The sequence below is a fragment of the Streptomyces botrytidirepellens genome (genome assembly GCF_003721215.1).
Classification (GTDB): Bacteria; Actinomycetota; Actinomycetes; order Streptomycetales; family Streptomycetaceae; genus Streptomyces; species Streptomyces himastatinicus.
In genome coordinates, this window is record NZ_RIBZ01000873.1 from 1 (window position 1) to 15,194 (window position 15,194).

General features: G+C 68.5%; 15 protein-coding genes. 11 read left to right on the top strand and 4 right to left on the bottom strand.

What is annotated here, in order from left to right; all coding sequences use genetic code 11:
* Positions 1–219 precede the first annotated feature (219 nt).
* Positions 220–1,230, bottom strand: coding sequence for an NADP-dependent oxidoreductase (locus EEJ42_RS47505; protein ID WP_184503616.1), 1,011 nt, complete (start codon positions 1,228–1,230; stop codon positions 220–222).
* Between the two features lie 107 nt (positions 1,231–1,337).
* On the opposite strand from EEJ42_RS47505, the gene EEJ42_RS47510 reads away from it, so the two are divergent.
* The 4 genes from EEJ42_RS47510 (at position 1,338) to EEJ42_RS47525 (ending at position 5,905) form a co-directional block, all read left to right on the top strand.
* Positions 1,338–1,901: a TetR/AcrR family transcriptional regulator gene (locus tag EEJ42_RS47510; protein ID WP_123108365.1), complete on the top strand. Its 564-nt coding sequence runs from the start codon at positions 1,338–1,340 to the stop codon at positions 1,899–1,901.
* 254 nt (positions 1,902–2,155) lie between these two features.
* Positions 2,156–3,556 carry a glycoside hydrolase family 43 protein gene (locus EEJ42_RS47515; RefSeq protein ID WP_246097945.1) on the top strand — a complete coding sequence of 467 codons (1,401 nt, stop codon included), beginning with the start codon at positions 2,156–2,158 and terminating at the stop codon, positions 3,554–3,556.
* 161 nt (positions 3,557–3,717) lie between these two features.
* The gene (locus EEJ42_RS47520) at positions 3,718–5,019 is read left to right on the top strand and encodes a DUF3500 domain-containing protein (RefSeq protein ID WP_123108367.1); all 1,302 of its coding nucleotides are present in this window, start codon (positions 3,718–3,720) and stop codon (positions 5,017–5,019) included.
* Between the two features lie 19 nt (positions 5,020–5,038).
* Complete coding sequence (locus EEJ42_RS47525; RefSeq protein WP_184503617.1) at positions 5,039–5,905, top strand: GntR family transcriptional regulator; 867 nt, start codon at positions 5,039–5,041, stop codon at positions 5,903–5,905.
* Here the strand turns inward: EEJ42_RS47525 and EEJ42_RS47530 are convergent.
* On the bottom strand, positions 5,878–6,321 hold the full coding sequence (locus EEJ42_RS47530; protein ID WP_246097951.1) for an MFS transporter: 444 nt from the start codon (positions 6,319–6,321) through the stop codon (positions 5,878–5,880). The two genes, EEJ42_RS47525 and EEJ42_RS47530, sit on opposite strands and share 28 nt — an antisense overlap.
* Here EEJ42_RS47530 and EEJ42_RS47535 point away from each other — a divergent pair.
* From EEJ42_RS47535 to EEJ42_RS47550, 4 genes are all read left to right on the top strand, one after another.
* Positions 6,277–6,459 (top strand): hypothetical protein, encoded by a 183-nt coding sequence (locus EEJ42_RS47535; RefSeq protein WP_246097957.1) that lies wholly within the window; start codon positions 6,277–6,279, stop codon positions 6,457–6,459. The genes EEJ42_RS47530 and EEJ42_RS47535 overlap by 45 nt on opposite strands.
* A gap of 296 nt (positions 6,460–6,755) precedes the next feature.
* Positions 6,756–7,664 carry an NAD(P)/FAD-dependent oxidoreductase gene (locus EEJ42_RS47540; protein ID WP_246097947.1) on the top strand — a complete coding sequence of 303 codons (909 nt, stop codon included), beginning with the start codon at positions 6,756–6,758 and terminating at the stop codon, positions 7,662–7,664.
* Positions 7,558–8,289, top strand: coding sequence for an HAD family hydrolase (locus tag EEJ42_RS47545; protein WP_246097953.1), 732 nt, complete (start codon positions 7,558–7,560; stop codon positions 8,287–8,289). The genes EEJ42_RS47540 and EEJ42_RS47545 overlap by 107 nt, the downstream gene beginning before the upstream one ends.
* 81 nt (positions 8,290–8,370) lie before the next feature.
* Positions 8,371–8,907 (top strand): histidine phosphatase family protein, encoded by a 537-nt coding sequence (locus tag EEJ42_RS47550; RefSeq protein WP_123108370.1) that lies wholly within the window; start codon positions 8,371–8,373, stop codon positions 8,905–8,907.
* A 268-nt stretch (positions 8,908–9,175) separates the two neighbouring features.
* Here the strand turns inward: EEJ42_RS47550 and EEJ42_RS47555 are convergent, their stop codons facing one another.
* Complete coding sequence (locus EEJ42_RS47555; protein ID WP_123108371.1) at positions 9,176–9,904, bottom strand: transporter substrate-binding domain-containing protein; 729 nt, start codon at positions 9,902–9,904, stop codon at positions 9,176–9,178.
* Between the two features lie 490 nt (positions 9,905–10,394).
* Here EEJ42_RS47555 and EEJ42_RS47560 point away from each other — a divergent pair, with 490 nt between their 5' ends.
* The 3 genes from EEJ42_RS47560 (at position 10,395) to EEJ42_RS47570 (ending at position 14,611) form a co-directional block, all read left to right on the top strand.
* Entirely contained in the window at positions 10,395–11,651 is a 1,257-nt protein-coding gene (locus EEJ42_RS47560) for a tyrosine-type recombinase/integrase (protein WP_123108372.1), read from the top strand.
* Complete coding sequence (locus EEJ42_RS53610; protein ID WP_246097949.1) at positions 11,648–14,053, top strand: site-specific integrase; 2,406 nt, start codon at positions 11,648–11,650, stop codon at positions 14,051–14,053. Before EEJ42_RS47560 ends, EEJ42_RS53610 begins: the two co-directional genes overlap by 4 nt.
* 75 nt (positions 14,054–14,128) lie before the next feature.
* The gene (locus EEJ42_RS47570) at positions 14,129–14,611 is read left to right on the top strand and encodes a hypothetical protein (RefSeq protein ID WP_123108373.1); all 483 of its coding nucleotides are present in this window, start codon (positions 14,129–14,131) and stop codon (positions 14,609–14,611) included.
* Between the two features lie 76 nt (positions 14,612–14,687).
* On the opposite strand, the gene EEJ42_RS47575 is transcribed toward EEJ42_RS47570, so the two are convergent.
* Positions 14,688–15,194 (bottom strand): DUF6624 domain-containing protein, encoded by a 507-nt coding sequence (locus EEJ42_RS47575; RefSeq protein ID WP_123108374.1) that lies wholly within the window; start codon positions 15,192–15,194, stop codon positions 14,688–14,690.

Below are 15,194 nucleotides of genomic sequence, written 5' to 3' on the forward strand. Positions count from 1 at the left end.
CACCGCCCACGCGGCATCGGAGATCTCAGGCACATCCCTCATGACCATCCAACGAGCCGATGATCGGCGAGACACTGCCTAGGTCCCCTCGTCGATCAGTTCGGTCCCCTACGGCTCTTCGCGGTGGATGTGCGCCCGGAAGCCGTCTCCCGCGAATGATGTACGCGGCGCCGTCGGGCATCAGGAATGCGACCGTCTCGGCGATCGCCTGCGGCAGATTTAAGCAACCGTGAGCACGATCTTGCCTTCGATATGCCCCCGGGCGGCCCGTTCGTGCGCCGCTCGGGCATCCGCGAGCGGAAACGTGCTGTCGATCGCGACGCGAACCGTGCCCGCGTCGAGCAGGCGACCCAGTTCGGCGAGCTGCGCGCCGTTCGAGCGCACCTGGGTGCCCGAGACCGTGACGCCCAGCTTCGCGGTCTCCTCCTCGTCGAAGTCACCGAAGAACACGGGGAACAGGGCGCCGCCACGCTTGAGCGTACGCAGGAAGCGACTGCTCCCGGGGCCACCGACGGCGTCGAGAACAAGGTCGACGTCGTGCACGAGTTCCTCGGGACGACTCTTGGTGTAGTCGATGAACTCGTCGGCGCCGAGCTCGCGCAGGAACGATTCATGCGCGCCCGACGCCACCGCGATGCCCCGTGCGCCCTTCCACTTCGCCAGCTGTAGCGCGAAGTGCCCCACGCCGCCCGCGGCCCCGTTGATGAGCACCGTCGTGTCGGCGTCGAGCGCCACCGGGCGATGCCGCGCCGCCTGGAAGGGCGACGGGTGATCGTGTCCGACCTCGATCAGGAACTGCCACGCCGTCAGCAACGCCATGGGCGCCCCGGCGGCGTGCACGTGATCGATGCCGGTCGGCTTGCGCGCGAGGTCCGACGCGGGCGCGGCCACGTACTCGGCGTACGCGCTGCCGTCGAAGCTGGGAAACCGAAGGAGGCCGAAGACTTCATCACCGACGGAGAAGCCGTCCACGTCGTCGGCGACGGCCTCGACGACGCCCGACACGTCGGTCCCCGGAATCACGGGCAAGCTGAACTTCGGCCTCGTCTCCGGGGGCAGATTGGTCAGCCCGTCGCGCAGGTACCAGTCGGGGGGATTGACCCCGACCGCATGCACGCGAACGAGCACTTCACCCGGCCCCGGCTCGGGAATCGGCACCTCGTCGTCACGCAGCACCTCAGGGCCGCCGTGCTCATGTAGGCGGATCGCCCGCATCGTGTGTGTCGGCATCGTCTTCTCCTGCCCCTACCACGGGATACGCTGATCGGATCAGCGATCCATGTATCCGGATCACTGATCCGAATACGGATCACTGATCCGGAAGCCAAGTGGGAGCGATGCGAGCCGACGCCAGGAAGAACCACGACCACCTGCTCACCGTTGCGGGCGCCGTCATCACCGAGCAAGGCGTCGAGGCATCGATGCGCGACATCGCACGCGGGGCCGATATGGGGCTCGCGACGCTGCTCCGCCACTTCCCGACGCGTGAGGCGCTGTTCGAGGCCTTGCTCCGTACGAGCTTCGACGAGCTGACGGCAAGGGCAGGTGAGGTCGAAACGTCGAGCTCGCCCGACGATGCGCTGGTGTCGTGGCTGCGCGACTTCGTCGCATGCGCGCACAACTATCGCGGCGTTGTGGCGTTGATGGTGGCTGCCATCGAGGACGCGGAGTCCGCACTTCATACGTCGTGCGTCACGATGCGCGCCGCCGGCACGCGACTCCTTGCCCGCGCTCAGGCCGAGGGCATGGCGCGAACCGACATCGACGGCACCGACCTGTTCGGGCCGGCCGGGTCGCTCGCGTGGCTCAGCGACCAACCCTCACTCGCCCCGCGCGCCGATCACCTCTTCGATGTTGTCGTGAGCGCGATCCTGACGAATCCAGCGAGCACGACGCCATAGGCATTCCCTATAACACCTGCCGATACACCAGGGATGCGGGAACGGCGTTCCGGGGTGATCGTGCACGCCTCCCCGGCCGCGGTCACCCTCCCAGCGATTGACGCACCAGCTGTCACGGTCTACCTTCTGATCGATTCACCGAACTTTGTTCGAAATATCGACATCATCTGGTGCCTGGCCGCACATCCCATGCCCCCGCCCCCCCACGAGCCGCGGCCGCTCGCCCGGCTCATGCACCTCCCTTGGAGACCAAGATGAGTGCAATGCTCCGCCCCGGCTCCCAGCCGTCCCGCCGCCGCTTCCTCGGCATGGCCGCGGCCACTCCCCTGGCGGTTTCCGGCGCGCTGACCCTCGGCGCCGGAACAGCCCACGCCGCAGACTCGGCCTATGCGATGTGCTACTTCACCGAGTCGACCAGCCTCGGCGCGGGCACCGACTACGGCCTCCACCTCGCCGTCAGCACGGACTCCCTCAACTGGACGCCGCTGAACCAGAACAACCCCCTGGTCACCCCCACCGCGGGCGCCCTCGGCCTGCGCGACCCCTTCCTCATGCGCAAACAGGACGGCAGGTTCGTCGTCCTCGCCACCGACCTCAAGGGGACCGACTGGAGCTACAACAGCCAGTACATCCACGTCTGGGACTCCGCCGACTTACGCACCTTCACCGGCTACCGGCGGCTGAAGCTGCACGACATGACCACCCACAGCTGGGCCCCCGAGGCCTTCTGGGACGCGGGCAGGGGGCAGTACGCGGTCATCTACTCCTCGGTCAACTCCAGCGGTCACAACGTGATCATGGTCAACTACACCAGCGACTTCGTCACCGCCTCCGCCCCGCAGGTCTTCTTCGACCCCGGCTACGACGTGATCGACGGAGACATGGCCGTCGGCGTCAACGGCTACAACTACTTGTTCTTCAAGAAGAGCCAGACGCTGGTGGCGGCCCGCTCCACCTCCCTGAACCCGGGCAGCTTCAAGGAGTTCAGCACCGGCGTCGCCCACGGCGGCACCGAGGCCCCGACCGTCTACAAGTCCCTGACCTCGAACACCTGGTACCTGTGGGGCGACACCTACACCCCCAACGGGGTCTTCTACGCCTGGCGCAGCACCGACCTCGCCTCCGGCACCTGGACCGCACTCGACCAGAAGACCTACACCCAGCCCGTCAACTCCAAGCACTGCGGCATCACGACGATCACGGCGGCCGAGTACAACAACCTGATCGCCAAGTGGGGCGCCCCGGCCTGGAACCGGCTGAAGTCGTACAACTACCCGGACCGTTACGTCCGCCACTTCGACTACGTCGGCCGCATCGACACGTATCCCTTCGACCTGTACACGGACTCGCTGTGGAAGCTGGTGCCGGGCCTCGCCGACAGCTCGGGGGTGTCCTTCCAGTCGGTCAACAACCCCACCCGCCACCTGCGCCACTACAACTACGAACTCCGACTCGACGTCAACGACGGGACGTCGACGTTCGCCGCGGACGCCACCTTCTACCGCACGGCCGGTCTGGCCGACTCGACCTGGACGTCCTTCCGCTCGTACAACAACCCCACCCGCTACATCCGCCACTCCAACTACGTCCTGCGCATCGACCCCATCTCCACGGCGACCGAGCGGCAGGACGCGACCTTCCGCGTCGGCTACTGAGCGGCGGAGGCCCTGAGGCTGATCCGTCGGGGAAATCCCCTACAGGTGTGTGATATCCGGTCCACAGGCTCGTCCCAGCCTCCCCCTATACGGCGTCCCTAGCCTCCTCTTCGTCGGCGGGCCATCCGACCCGCCACGGGACATACCGCGAAGGGGCAGGAATGACGGAACAGCGGGCGGGGACGAACCGGCGCGCGTTCATGAAGCGGCTGATGATCGCCAGTGGGGCGACCGCCGTGGCCGGCATGGGCGGCGGGGCCGCGGTTCAGGCGATGGCCGACGACGGTACGGGGACGGGCGCCACACCGAGCGCCGGGCCCACCGCGACTCCCACCGGCGGGCCCGGCGGTCCGGGTGGGCCCGGCGGCGGCCCGGGGAACCTGGCCGTCACCGACGACTTCTTCGGCCTGACCACCGACGGCAGGAAGATCGACGGTCTCTTCACGATCCACTCCGAAGGTGTCGACACCGCTCCCGTGGCCGCCGCCGCGAAAGCGTTCCTGGCCGGGCTGAGCGACCCGCAGAAGAAGGAGACGCAGTTCACCATCCACTCCCTGGAGTGGCGCCAGTGGTGCAACATCGACTCCTACGAGCGCAACGGCGTCAGCCTCGCCGACCTCTCCGACGACCAGAAGGCCCTGACCACCGCCCTGTTGAAAGCCTCGCTCAGCGCGGACGGCCTGGAGACGACCGAGAAGATCCGCCAGCTCAACCAGGCGGCGGGCGAGGCCATCGGGAACACCAAGTCCTTCAACGACGAGGCGTTCTACTTCACCGTCATGGGCGAGCCGTCCGCCACCGCGCCCTGGGGCTGGCAGATCGACGGCCACCATCTGGTGATCAACTACTTCGTGCTGGGTGACCAGGTCGTCATGAGCCCGTGTTTCTGGGGCTCGGAGCCCACCACGATGCAGATCGACGGGACGACCGTCAGTGTCTGCCAGGACGAGATCAAGGCCGGTCTCGACTTCATCAACTCCCTGACGAGCGAGCAGAAGGCGGTCGCGATCGCCTCCGCCGACAAATCCGGCGAGTCCATGGTCGCGGGCGCCTTCGCGGACAACACGGTCCAGGCGTACACCGGCATCCAGGGGTCGAAGCTCACTGCCGCGCAGCGGACCAAGCTGGTCGCCCTCGTGGAGAGCTTCGTCGGCAAGGCGAAGGCCGACGTGGCGCGGGCGAAGATGAAGGAGGTACGGAAGCATCTCGCCGACACCCGTCTGACCTGGGCGGGCGGCACCGCGGCCGACTCCGCCTTCTACTGCCGGGTGCACTCCCCGGTGATCTGGATCGAGCTGGACTGCCAGGCACCGGGTCCGCTGGCGGGGGCGTACGGCGCCAAACAGGGCGACCCGGCGACCCAGATGCACGTCCACGCCGTCGTCCGGACGCCCCACGGCAATGACTACGGCAAGGAGTTGCTGCGGCAGCATTACCTCACCTCGCCCCACCACGCCCACTGACCTCACTAGTCTGCCGGGTATGACCTGGCAGGACGCCTTCCCCGCCCCGAGCAGCCCGCACCCCGGCAAGGGGGACGCCGATGTTCTCGGCCCCGACATCCCCATGCAGGTCCAGCTGTACCGGCAGTTGCGTGCCGAGATTCTGGACGGGCTGTGGGTCGGCCGCACCGGCTTCCCCGGCGAGCGCGATCTGGCCGAGCGGTACGGGGTCAGCCTCATCACCTCCCGGCGCGCGCTGGAGCGGCTCGCCCGGGAAGGGCTCGTCGTACGGGGGCGTGGTCGACGCACCACGTCCCCGTACGTCCCGCCGGAGCCGCCCGGCGACGGGCCGGTGTGGTTCGTCCTCGACAGCGCGGGCTCCCCGGACGCCTTCCGGCCGCTGCGGGTGGGGATCGAAACCGCCCCCGCCGAGGCCTGCCGGGCGTTCGGGCTGACGCCCGGCAGCGCGCTGTGGCAGTGCGTGCAGTCGCATGAGCGGGCGGGCAAGCCCCTGCTCGTCTCCCACCACGTACAGCCCCCGGAGGTCGGCGCCCGGCACACGCTGGAGGAACTGCGCACCCAGCAGATGCTCCAGATCCTCTCCGGCCGGTACGAGATCACTGCCGTCCGCCGGTCGCTGCGCGCCGACAATCCGTCGCCACTGGTCCGCCGCCACCTCGGGATCGCCCCGGACACCCCGGTGCTCACCGCGGTCATCCGCGTCCACGGCGGCCCGTCCGGCGAGCTGCTGGAGTGGGTGCGGCTGACCGCCCACCCCGAGCTCCCGCTCCCGGACGACGCCCTGGAGCTGGCGACGGGGCGGTGGGCGCAGATGGAACGGAGCGGCGCCGCTGCGCCGCAACAGCCATCCCAGCGGGATCAGCGGACCGTGGACGCAGCAGGCTGAACCGCCGCCTCCGGCTCGGTCGAGGTGACACCGCTCGCCTCGGCGAGTCGGCGTCCGCGGGTCTCCGGGGCCAGGGTGACGCAGACGACGAAGCCCAGCAGGGTGATGGCGGCCATGATGAGCATGGTCGTTCCGACGCCGATGCGGTCGAGACCGATGGGCAGCAGGTAGCTGCCGACGGCCGCGCCGATGCGGCTGATCGCCGTGGCGATGCCGACCGCGGTGGCGCGCGCACCTCCGTCGGGAACAGCTCTGTGGGGTAGATGAACTCGAGGATGCTCGGGCCGCCCGAGAAGAGGGCGTAGGCGCAGAAGCAGGCGAGGACGACCCCGACGGGCGCCGCGGGGACGAGTCCCAGGACGGCGAGCGGGATGACCATGAGCCCGAACGACCAGATGATCGGAGCCATCACCCAGGACGCCCTCACAGAACTGCGTACCGCGCTGACCTCGCCCCCTGCGGAGTACGGCAAGCGGACCGTGTTCAAGACCGTCGGCATCGCCATGCAGGACTGGGCCATCGCCCGGCTGCTCGCCGAGAAGTCCCTCCGCTGACCCGGCCGCACCGCAGGAAGGACAACGATGACGGACAGCGCAGTGATCGTCGGTGCCGGAGTGATCGGGCTGGCCACCGCCTATCGGCTCGCATCCGACCGCGATCATGTCGGCCCCCGTGCCCGCACCCGGGATGCTCGGGCGTGCGCTTCGAACACCACCGCACCGGCCAGCTCCTGGCCTTCCACACCCGGGAATGCCAGCGAGGCAACGGCCCCCATGGAGCGGATCGGCCACGCCGCCGTCCCGCTCTCCGGTGACGAGATCAGGGATCTCGAACCCGCCCTCGGCCCCATGTGCGTTCGGGCCTCCACTGCGCGAAAGAACGGCACTTGGATCCCGTAAGCCTCGTCAAGGGCCGGGAAGAGCGTTGCCGGGAGCTCGGCGTCCGGTTCCTGCACAACAGCCGAGTCACCGACATCCGGTCCCGCGGCGGCGCGGCCACCTCGCTCCTCGCCGCGGGCGAGGAGATCCACGGCGACCTGTTCGTCCTCGCGGCCGGTGCACACACGGGTCCGCTCGCACGCCTCGGCGGGTGCCCGCTGCCCATCCAGCCCGGCAAGAGGGACGGCTTCGACGACATCACCAACTCGGTGACGTTGCGTCATTCGGTGTACCTCGGCGAGGCGAAGGTGGCCGTCACGCCGCTGTCGGACCGGCTGCGCTTCGCCGGAACGATGGAATTCGGCAGCTCCGACGCCACCATCGATCCGCACCGTGTGCGTGGCATCGCCCGCGCCGCCCGCGACTTCCTGCCCGGATACGCACCGACGCAGCAGCCACGCACCTGGACCGGACACCCTCCGACGACACCTGACGGGCTGCCCGCCATCGGAGCCGTTGCCGGGCAAGGACAACGTGCTCGTCGCCAGCGGACACTCCATGCTCGGGGTGACCTTGGCGCCGATAACCGCGGATATCATCTCCGCGACGGTCAAGGGCGCCGGCCACACTCCCGAACTCGCCACCACAGCCCGCGCCTTCGCCCCACGGCTCTTCGCCTCACGCCGAGGAGTGTGAACGTCCCGGTTCGCAGGTACCGAAGCAGCCGTACCTCAACGATGAAAGATCCCCGACATGACGCTCTCCTGCGCGGCGGTGCTGTTCGACCTGGACGGGACGCTGCTCGACCACGACGCCGCCTCCGACGCCGCTGTCGCGGCCACCGTGCTCGCCCGCGGGGACTTGCCCGGAATCGATCCTGAGCGGATCGTCCGGTGGTGGCGCGAGCTGGAGACTTCGGCCATGGACCGCTACTTGGCAGGTGAAGTCACCTTCCAGGAGCAGCGCCGGTTGCGAGTGACGGGCCTGGCGGAGAGGTGCGGGTTGGGCCGGTGGTCGGATGAGCAGGCGGATGCCTGGTTCGTGCGGTACTTGGCGTGGTACGAAGCCGAGTGGCGGGCCTACCCCGACGCCCTGCCGGCACTGAGGTCGCTGGCCGACCGCCCTGAGCGGCTCCAGCTTGGTGTCGTCACCAACGGGGATGCCGATCAGCAACGGCGGAAGATCGCCCGGACAGGGCTCGCGGACTGGCTACCGCACGTTACGACCTCCAGCCAGGTGGGGGCCGCCAAGCCCGACCCGGCGATTTTCCGTACGGCCTGTGCGGACCTTGGGCTGCCCCTGGAGCGGGTGGTCTATGTGGGGGACAGACTGGGCACGGACGCCGAGGCCGCCACCGAGGCGGGACTGCGCGGTGTATGGCTGGACCGTCATGGCTCCCGCCCGTCCGGGGCGCTGACCGTCCCCCGCGTCGAGGGCCTTGACGAACTTCCTGGCGTGATCACCGACCACTTCTCAGCCGGTGGTGAGGCGGCTCACCGCGCGTGAGACCACCGGGGACGGTGGTTTGACCGTCCGCTCTGGGAGAAGCATGAGGGAAGGCCGCGGAGAGTGGCTTAGCGTTACGGCATGTCGGTAGAGATCGTTTTCGAGACGCACGCGTGGAGCCAGGACAACGATCATGGAATCGCTACGGGCTGGTTGCCTGGACGGCTCTCCGAGCGCGGACGACGCTTGGCCGTGGAACTGGGTGACCGGCGACAGAAAGACGGCATCAGCGCCGTGTTCACCTCGGATCTCGCACGTGCGGTCGAGACGGCGTCCCTGGCGTTCGAGGGCACTGACATGCCCGTGCTGCACGACTGGCGGTTGCGGGAATGCGACTACGGTGACGGGAACGGAATGCCCGCGGCGGAATTGCATCGCAACCGCGCCCACTACCTCGACCAGCCCTATCCGGGCGGGGAGAGCTGGCGTCAGGCGGTGGACCGTGCGGGCCGCTTCCTAGCAGATCTGCCTTCGCGCTGGTCCGATACTCGGGTTCTGGTCATCGGACATGTCGCCACGCGGTGGGCGTTCGACCATGTCATTGATGGCAAGCCGTTGGAAGATCTGGTGAACGCCGACTTCGGCTGGCGTGAGGGATGGGAGTACCGGCTCGACTGACCATCGCTTGCGGACGACAGCTGCCGGGCCCGGTTCCCGGGTCGGCTCGGGCCTGACGTCGAATCCGGCCCAGCGTGGTGGCCCTGCCCCTGACCCAGGTCCAGCGCACTACGACGACAGCCAAGCGTTCTTCGACAACACCACGCGCCCGCCCTTCGACATCACACGATGGCTGGGCACCCCGCCCCCTCTCCCCCGGCCGGGGTCAGCGTGGGTTCGTTCAACTCCCAGCGGTCATCGAACAGATCAGGGCGAGCCGTCCTCTGGGTCATTGCTCCGTGGGTGCGGCGAGTGCCGGGTTCTGTCCGGACCGGCTCAGGGCCTGGGCGACGAACCCGGACGCCGCCAAGTGAGCCACCGTCTCGCTCAGGAACCGCAGCGTCTCCGGATGCCGCGTCTTCGTTGTGCCGAGGGCCTGCCGGATGGTCATGAATGCGGGCTCGATGAGACGCAGTTCGGGTCGTTCGGCGAGGTGTGCGGTGAGTGGCTGCCGGATTCCCGCCGCGGCCTCCAGCTTCTCGGTGTGAAAGACGTCCACCCCATCCGGGCCCCGGACCACGGTGGCGTGGCGCAGGGTGCGCGTCAGGTAGAGGTCGTAGGCGGAGCCCTGCTTCACGCCGATGCGGATGCCCGGGCGGTCCACGTCTTCAGGGGTGCGCAGCATGGAGTCGGCCGGGACGGCGTACACGCCTTCGATGTGTACGTACGGGGCGGTGAACGCGATCTCCGCCTCACGGGCCGGATCGATGGCGAGGAAGCACAGGTCGGCGCGGCCGGTGGCCATTGCCTCGTAGGACTTGCGGGCCGCGTCGAAGCAGAGGAACTCCACGGGCAGGCCAAGGCGTCGGGCTATCTCACCGGCAAGATCGACGGTGACCCCGCGGGGCGCGTCCGCGGTGCCCTGGGCGAGGACGGGGTTGCCGAGGTTGATGGAGGCGCGGAGCACTCCGGTGGGGGCGAGGTCGCGGGCCAGCGCGGTGGTGTCAGGGATCTCCATGGGCCGAGTCTAGGTACGGTCGGCACCCCCGGCTTCGCCGAGTTGAATCGTCCCGCGGCGCGCGCTTGGGGATCGTAAGCTCGCGCCAGCAGTCGAACCGGTCCGCGGCCGGTACCTCCTCGCTTCAGCTCGCTGTCCTCCGGGTAGCCCTCGGTCATCTCCAACCGCGCCATCGCCCGCCGTCGGACCCTGCGGCCGAGCGAGGAGTACCGCATCCCGACCCCGGAGGAATGGGACTCATTCCTGGGGCACTTCGAGCATCGCAAGCTCTCGGTGGGCACCTGCGGCCGGGCATTCGGCACCGACTGCATCCACGAACACGTCCCGTTGACCGAACTAAGTCGGACGTTTCCTGGGCTCGTGCTGAAGTCAACGCATAGTGACCGCGAAGACGTTGTAGCTGCTTCTGGAGCTCCGTAGTGACTGCGTGTGTCCGGGCGGATCTGGTCTCATCGCGTGTCGTCGAGTCGGTCGACCCGTGGAGGTACGGATGTCAGAGCACAGCACGACGGTCCGGGATGTGGCGGCACTGAGAGTGGCGCGGGTCGGCCGCGTTGAGAAGAGCGGGGACCCGCTGCGACCGTTCCGGCTCATGGACGCCGATGGCTCCGAGGTGGCGGCGGTCAGTGAGTTTCTGCACCACATGCTTGCTGACGACGCGAGTCCGGCGTCGCTGCGGTCCTACGCCTACGAGCTGTTGGCATGGGTCCGGTTTTTACACGCGGTGGACGTGCCCTGGTATCTCGCGAGCCGAGTCGAGGCCCGCGACTTCGCACTGTGGCTGAAGACCACGAAGAAGCCTCCGCGGCAGCGCCGTCCCGACGCGCCCTCACCGGGCTCGGTAAACCCGGTCACGGGGAAGGCCGCGCCCGGCGAGAACTATGCCGCTCGGACCAGGCGGCACGCTCGTGCGGTGATCCGGTCGTTCTACGAGTACCACCGCGAGACGCACGGCCGACCGCTGATCAATCCGTTCCCTCAGGGCGGTGCCGCCGAGGAAAGCAGTCCGAATGCGCATCACAACCCGATGCAGCCCTTCCGGCGCCCCGCCCGCCGGGGCACGTATCAGCCCAAGGAACCCAAGCCGACCCCTCGGATCATTCCTGACCAGGCGTTCAACGACCTGTTCGCCGCGTTGAAGTGCAACCGGGACAGGGCCCTGATCGCGTTCTACATCTCCACCGGCGCCCGCGCCTCTGAGCTGCTCGGCGTCGAGCAGGGCCTGGTCGCGCCCGAGGACCAGACGATCGGCGTGGTCCGCAAGGGCAGCCAGACTCTCCAGCACCTTCCGGCCTCCGCGGACGCGTTCGTGTGGTTGCGGCTCTACCAGCAGGAGCTCCGCGGCACGGTCCCCAAGGGCCTGTCGGAGCCGTTGTGGTGGACACTTCGCCGGCCTTTTCGCCCGCTGGAGTACGACGCGGCCAGGATGCTCTTCACCCGCGCCAACCAGCTGCTCGGCGCGAACTGGACCCTGCACGACCTGAGACACAGCGCGGCCAAGAGGATGGTCCGTGACCCGAATCTGACCCTCGCCGACGTGCAGTGGGTCCTTGGTCACGCCCACATCACCACCACGGAGATCTACATCGTTCCCACTCCCGACGAGGTCGTCGCCCACGTCCTGGCACACCATGAACGGCAGCGCACCGAGCTGGCCAAGCCGCCGGCCCCGCCGGCGCCCGGCTACCGCCCCGAAGTGCTGGCAGCATTGTTCGGCACATCGACTGCCAACGGGGATCGCCGGTGAATCCGATCGCGCAGGCTGCGGTCGCCACGCCCGTCGAGTCACCGGAGGAGGACAAGCCTCTGGAGTGGGAACCGCGGGGGTGCGAAGCGAGCTGGTGGCAGACCCGTCAGAGCCGGGAGAGCCTGGTCGAACGGCTGCTGGGATTGTTCACCGACCCCAGTGCGGGCCTCACCCGCGACAAGACGCGGCGGCGGGGCCTGAGCAAGGCGCTGGACTGGCTCGAAGGTCAGCCGGGAGAGACCTGGCAGGACCGCTGGATGGCTAGCGGAGCGGACGCCGCCGGCTTCGAGTGGACCGATTTGCCCCTGAAGGGACGCGGCGTAATCAAGCGCCACCAGCGCGATGAACTGGCCACGGGACTGGCGCTCCTGGTCGCCGGGCGGGCGATCCGCCCCAGCTACCTGTGGCTGCTGCGGCAACGTCTGACAGTGATGCTCACCGCGACCCGGGCCGCCAGCGACCCCGACGCCTTTCAGCGGCTCGACCAACTGGCTCAGCACGCGACAGCCGCGGCCAGATCCGACGCCCTGAACAAGCTCACCTGGATCGTGATCCGAAAGGGCGGCCGGGTCAGCGACATCACCGTCGGCGACTGCATCGAGCTGACAGCCGCGCTGGAGGAACACCACTTCCGGGGCAGCGCGGGCCGGCCGCTGTTCTACGCCCTACTCAAGGAGACCGGCGTGCTCCCGGCCAGCGCACCACTGCGGCTGCGGGTGCTTAGGATCGAGGGCCGTCGCAGCGTCGAGCAGATCGTCGACGGGTACGGCATCGAGTGCCGGGCCGTCCGCGATCTGCTGGTCGAATACTTCACCGAGCGGGCTCCCGAGCTCGACCACGTCTCGCTGCGTTCCATCGCCCGTAACCTGTGCCGGTTGTTCTGGCGCGACCTGGAGATCCACCATCCGGGCATCGACTCGCTGCGACTGGCGCCGGAGGTCGCGCAGGCGTGGAAGGAACGTCTGGCCCACATTCGTGACGCCGAGGGCCACCCGGTGCGGCCGCGGGTTAACTTCCGCAGCGAGCTGGTGTTCGTCCGGGCGTTCTACCAGGACATCGCCCGCTGGGCAGCTGACGATCCGGCGCGGTGGGCGCCCTGGGTGGCGCCGTGTCCGATCAAGGCGAGCGAGTGCGCGACGAAGAAGTCCAGGTCCGGGGTGAAGTCCCGGATGGACCAGCGGACCAGGACCCAGCTGCCGTTGCTGCCTGCCCTGCTTCGCGCCGTCGACCGGCAGCGCAAGGACGCCGAGGCTCGCATCACCGCGGCTCGCGCGACGCCGGACGGTGGACGGTTCCTCATGGCCGGGGAGGAGTTCGAACGCTGCCGGTCCGGGCAGGCCGGCCGCGTCTATGCCACCGAGGTGGCCACCGACAGGCGGCGGAACCTGACGCACGAGGAGGAGGCGGCTTTCTGGTCCTGGGCGACGGTGGAGGTGCTGCGGCACACCGGCATCCGGATCGAGGAGATGCTGGAGCTCACGCACCACAGTTTCATCGCCTATACCCTGCCCACCACCGGCGAGGTGGTACCGATGCTGCAGGTCGCCCCGTCCAAGACCGATGCGGAGCGTCTGCTGCTGGTTTCCCCGGAGCTGGCGGAGGTTCTGACGGCCGTCATCTTCCGGGTCCGGGCCGGGAACGTCGCCCTTCCTTTGGTGTCGGCATACGACGTGTTCGAGCAGACCTGGAGCCCGCCCATGCCGTTTCTGTTCCAACGCCGGTACGGCACCGAGGACCGGCCGCTGACCCGCAGCTACATCCGCGAGTGCCTGGTCGCGACCTCGCAGTCCGCTCAGATCACCGTGGCCGGCGATCCGCTCGAATGGCGCCCCCACGACTTCAGAAGGATCTTCGTGACCGACGCCATCCGTTCCGGACTGCCCCCGCACATCGCTGCGAAGATCTGCGGCCACGCCGCTCTGGACACGACCATGGGCTATGCCGCGATCTACCCGGAAGATGTGATTTCCCACCACCGGGCATTCATCGCACGCCGCAGAACCGAGCGGCCCAGCGAGGAGTACCGCGAGCTCACCGCCACCGAGTGGAAAGAGTTCCTGTCGCACTTCGAACTCCGCAAGGTCGCCCTGGGAACCTGCGGCCGCGACTACGCGACCCCCTGCCAGCATGAAAACGCCTGTGTCAGGTGTCCCCTACTTCTCGTGGACCCGGCCCAGATGCCACGCCTCCAGGAGATCCACGGCAACCTCATCGACCGGCTCCAGGAGGCCAAGGACCAGGGCTGGCTCGGTGAGGTCGCCGCGATCGAGACCACCCTGGCCGCTGCCGCGCAGAAGCTGGAGGCCATGCGTGACCGTGCAGCGCAACCGTCCACCGTCCATCTCGGCATGCCCGACATCCGCCGCGATGCCGGACGAAGCAGCACCAACTCCGAGCACTGAGCGCCGACGCGCCCTCGACCGTCAGCCAGCGAAATGCCAGTCCTCTCATGGAGTGGGGCCTGGCAGGATGCCCGGATGGAGATCTCGGAGGAAATCGCACCGTTGCTGCGTTCGCTGGCTGCATCGAGTCATGTCTACGCCAGTTGGGGCGCGATATCGAAGGCCACCGTCGCGGAGGAGGTGTTCGACCTCGTCATGGTCGCGCAGCACGACTGGGCGCATCAGGCTGTCGCGGGCGCGGTCGGCCCCGCGTCTGCCCGCGAGATCGAGGCAGCGTTTCGGCCCGTGGACGCGGAGGGAGCGATCGCGCTGATGACCAACCTGTCGGCCTTCGATCTCGTCTACTCTCGGAGCCTTCTCCGGGATCGCGATCACGCGGAGCGGGCGGCCACGCGGGTGGCGAAGCTGCTCGGTCGGGGCACGAGCTGGGTCACGAACACGGAGGCCATGGGCAACGGCCGCGCGTGGACGCCCGTCACCCGGCACGGCATCGATGTTGTCGTTGCCGGAACCACCGCAGAGCACTTCGTGATCCTCCTCGCCCTGGGCGACGACTAGGCCCTGTCCGGCGGATCATTGCCTGCGGCAGCGAGCCTCGGGCAGTGATCCGCAGCACGCGACTGGGAACAGCGCGTCAGGCCGGGGAGAACTTGACAACGTACTCGTCGAAGGGCTCGATCCCGACTTCTGCACGGAGTTCGTTCATGCGCTCGGGCTCTTCACAGGGCCACGGAATCGGTGCCCCGTCCTTCACACCGGCGATTTGAGTGCCGTAGACCTGCTTGCGTCCCTCGTTGACCAGCGTGCGGTCGCGCAGGAAGGCCAGCTCGCGCGGGCTGGCCGAGCCTGCCGACACCGCCTGCTGCATCAGGTGGAGGGCGCGCCGCTGAACATCGAGTTGCCGGTCGGAGTGCTGGGCGATCAGCCAGGCTGCGCGTGCGGCCTCCTCACCGACGAGTTCTGCCGTCGGCCAGCCGTATTCGTCCATGATCTCGCCCAGCCGGTCACCGTGCCGGGCGGTCAGCCGCCGCCAGGCCAGCTGCTCGGCAGGGTCATCGCTGTTCGCGCGGACTGCGGACTGGTGATCGGCTGCAGCCATGTTCGCGAGCTCCACGGCCAGCGCGGCAACGTCGTGCGCCAC

Excerpts from the sequence above, each read along its gene's own strand:
- EEJ42_RS47550 (WP_123108370.1), top strand. The coding sequence starts at position 8,371 with ATGTCGGTAGAGATCGTTTTCGAGACGCACGCGTGGAGCCAGGACAAC.
- EEJ42_RS47520 (WP_123108367.1), top strand. The coding sequence starts at position 3,718 with ATGACGGAACAGCGGGCGGGGACGAACCGGCGCGCGTTCATGAAGCGG.
- EEJ42_RS47515 (WP_246097945.1), top strand. The coding sequence starts at position 2,156 with ATGAGTGCAATGCTCCGCCCCGGCTCCCAGCCGTCCCGCCGCCGCTTC.
- EEJ42_RS47525 (WP_184503617.1), top strand. The coding sequence starts at position 5,039 with ATGACCTGGCAGGACGCCTTCCCCGCCCCGAGCAGCCCGCACCCCGGC.
- EEJ42_RS47535 (WP_246097957.1), top strand. The coding sequence starts at position 6,277 with ATGACCATGAGCCCGAACGACCAGATGATCGGAGCCATCACCCAGGAC.
- EEJ42_RS47510 (WP_123108365.1), top strand. The coding sequence starts at position 1,338 with ATGCGAGCCGACGCCAGGAAGAACCACGACCACCTGCTCACCGTTGCG.
- EEJ42_RS47560 (WP_123108372.1), top strand. The coding sequence starts at position 10,395 with ATGTCAGAGCACAGCACGACGGTCCGGGATGTGGCGGCACTGAGAGTG.
- EEJ42_RS47505 (WP_184503616.1), bottom strand. The coding sequence starts at position 1,230 with ATGCCGACACACACGATGCGGGCGATCCGCCTACATGAGCACGGCGGC.
- EEJ42_RS47555 (WP_123108371.1), bottom strand. The coding sequence starts at position 9,904 with ATGGAGATCCCTGACACCACCGCGCTGGCCCGCGACCTCGCCCCCACC.
- EEJ42_RS47570 (WP_123108373.1), top strand. The coding sequence starts at position 14,129 with ATGGAGATCTCGGAGGAAATCGCACCGTTGCTGCGTTCGCTGGCTGCA.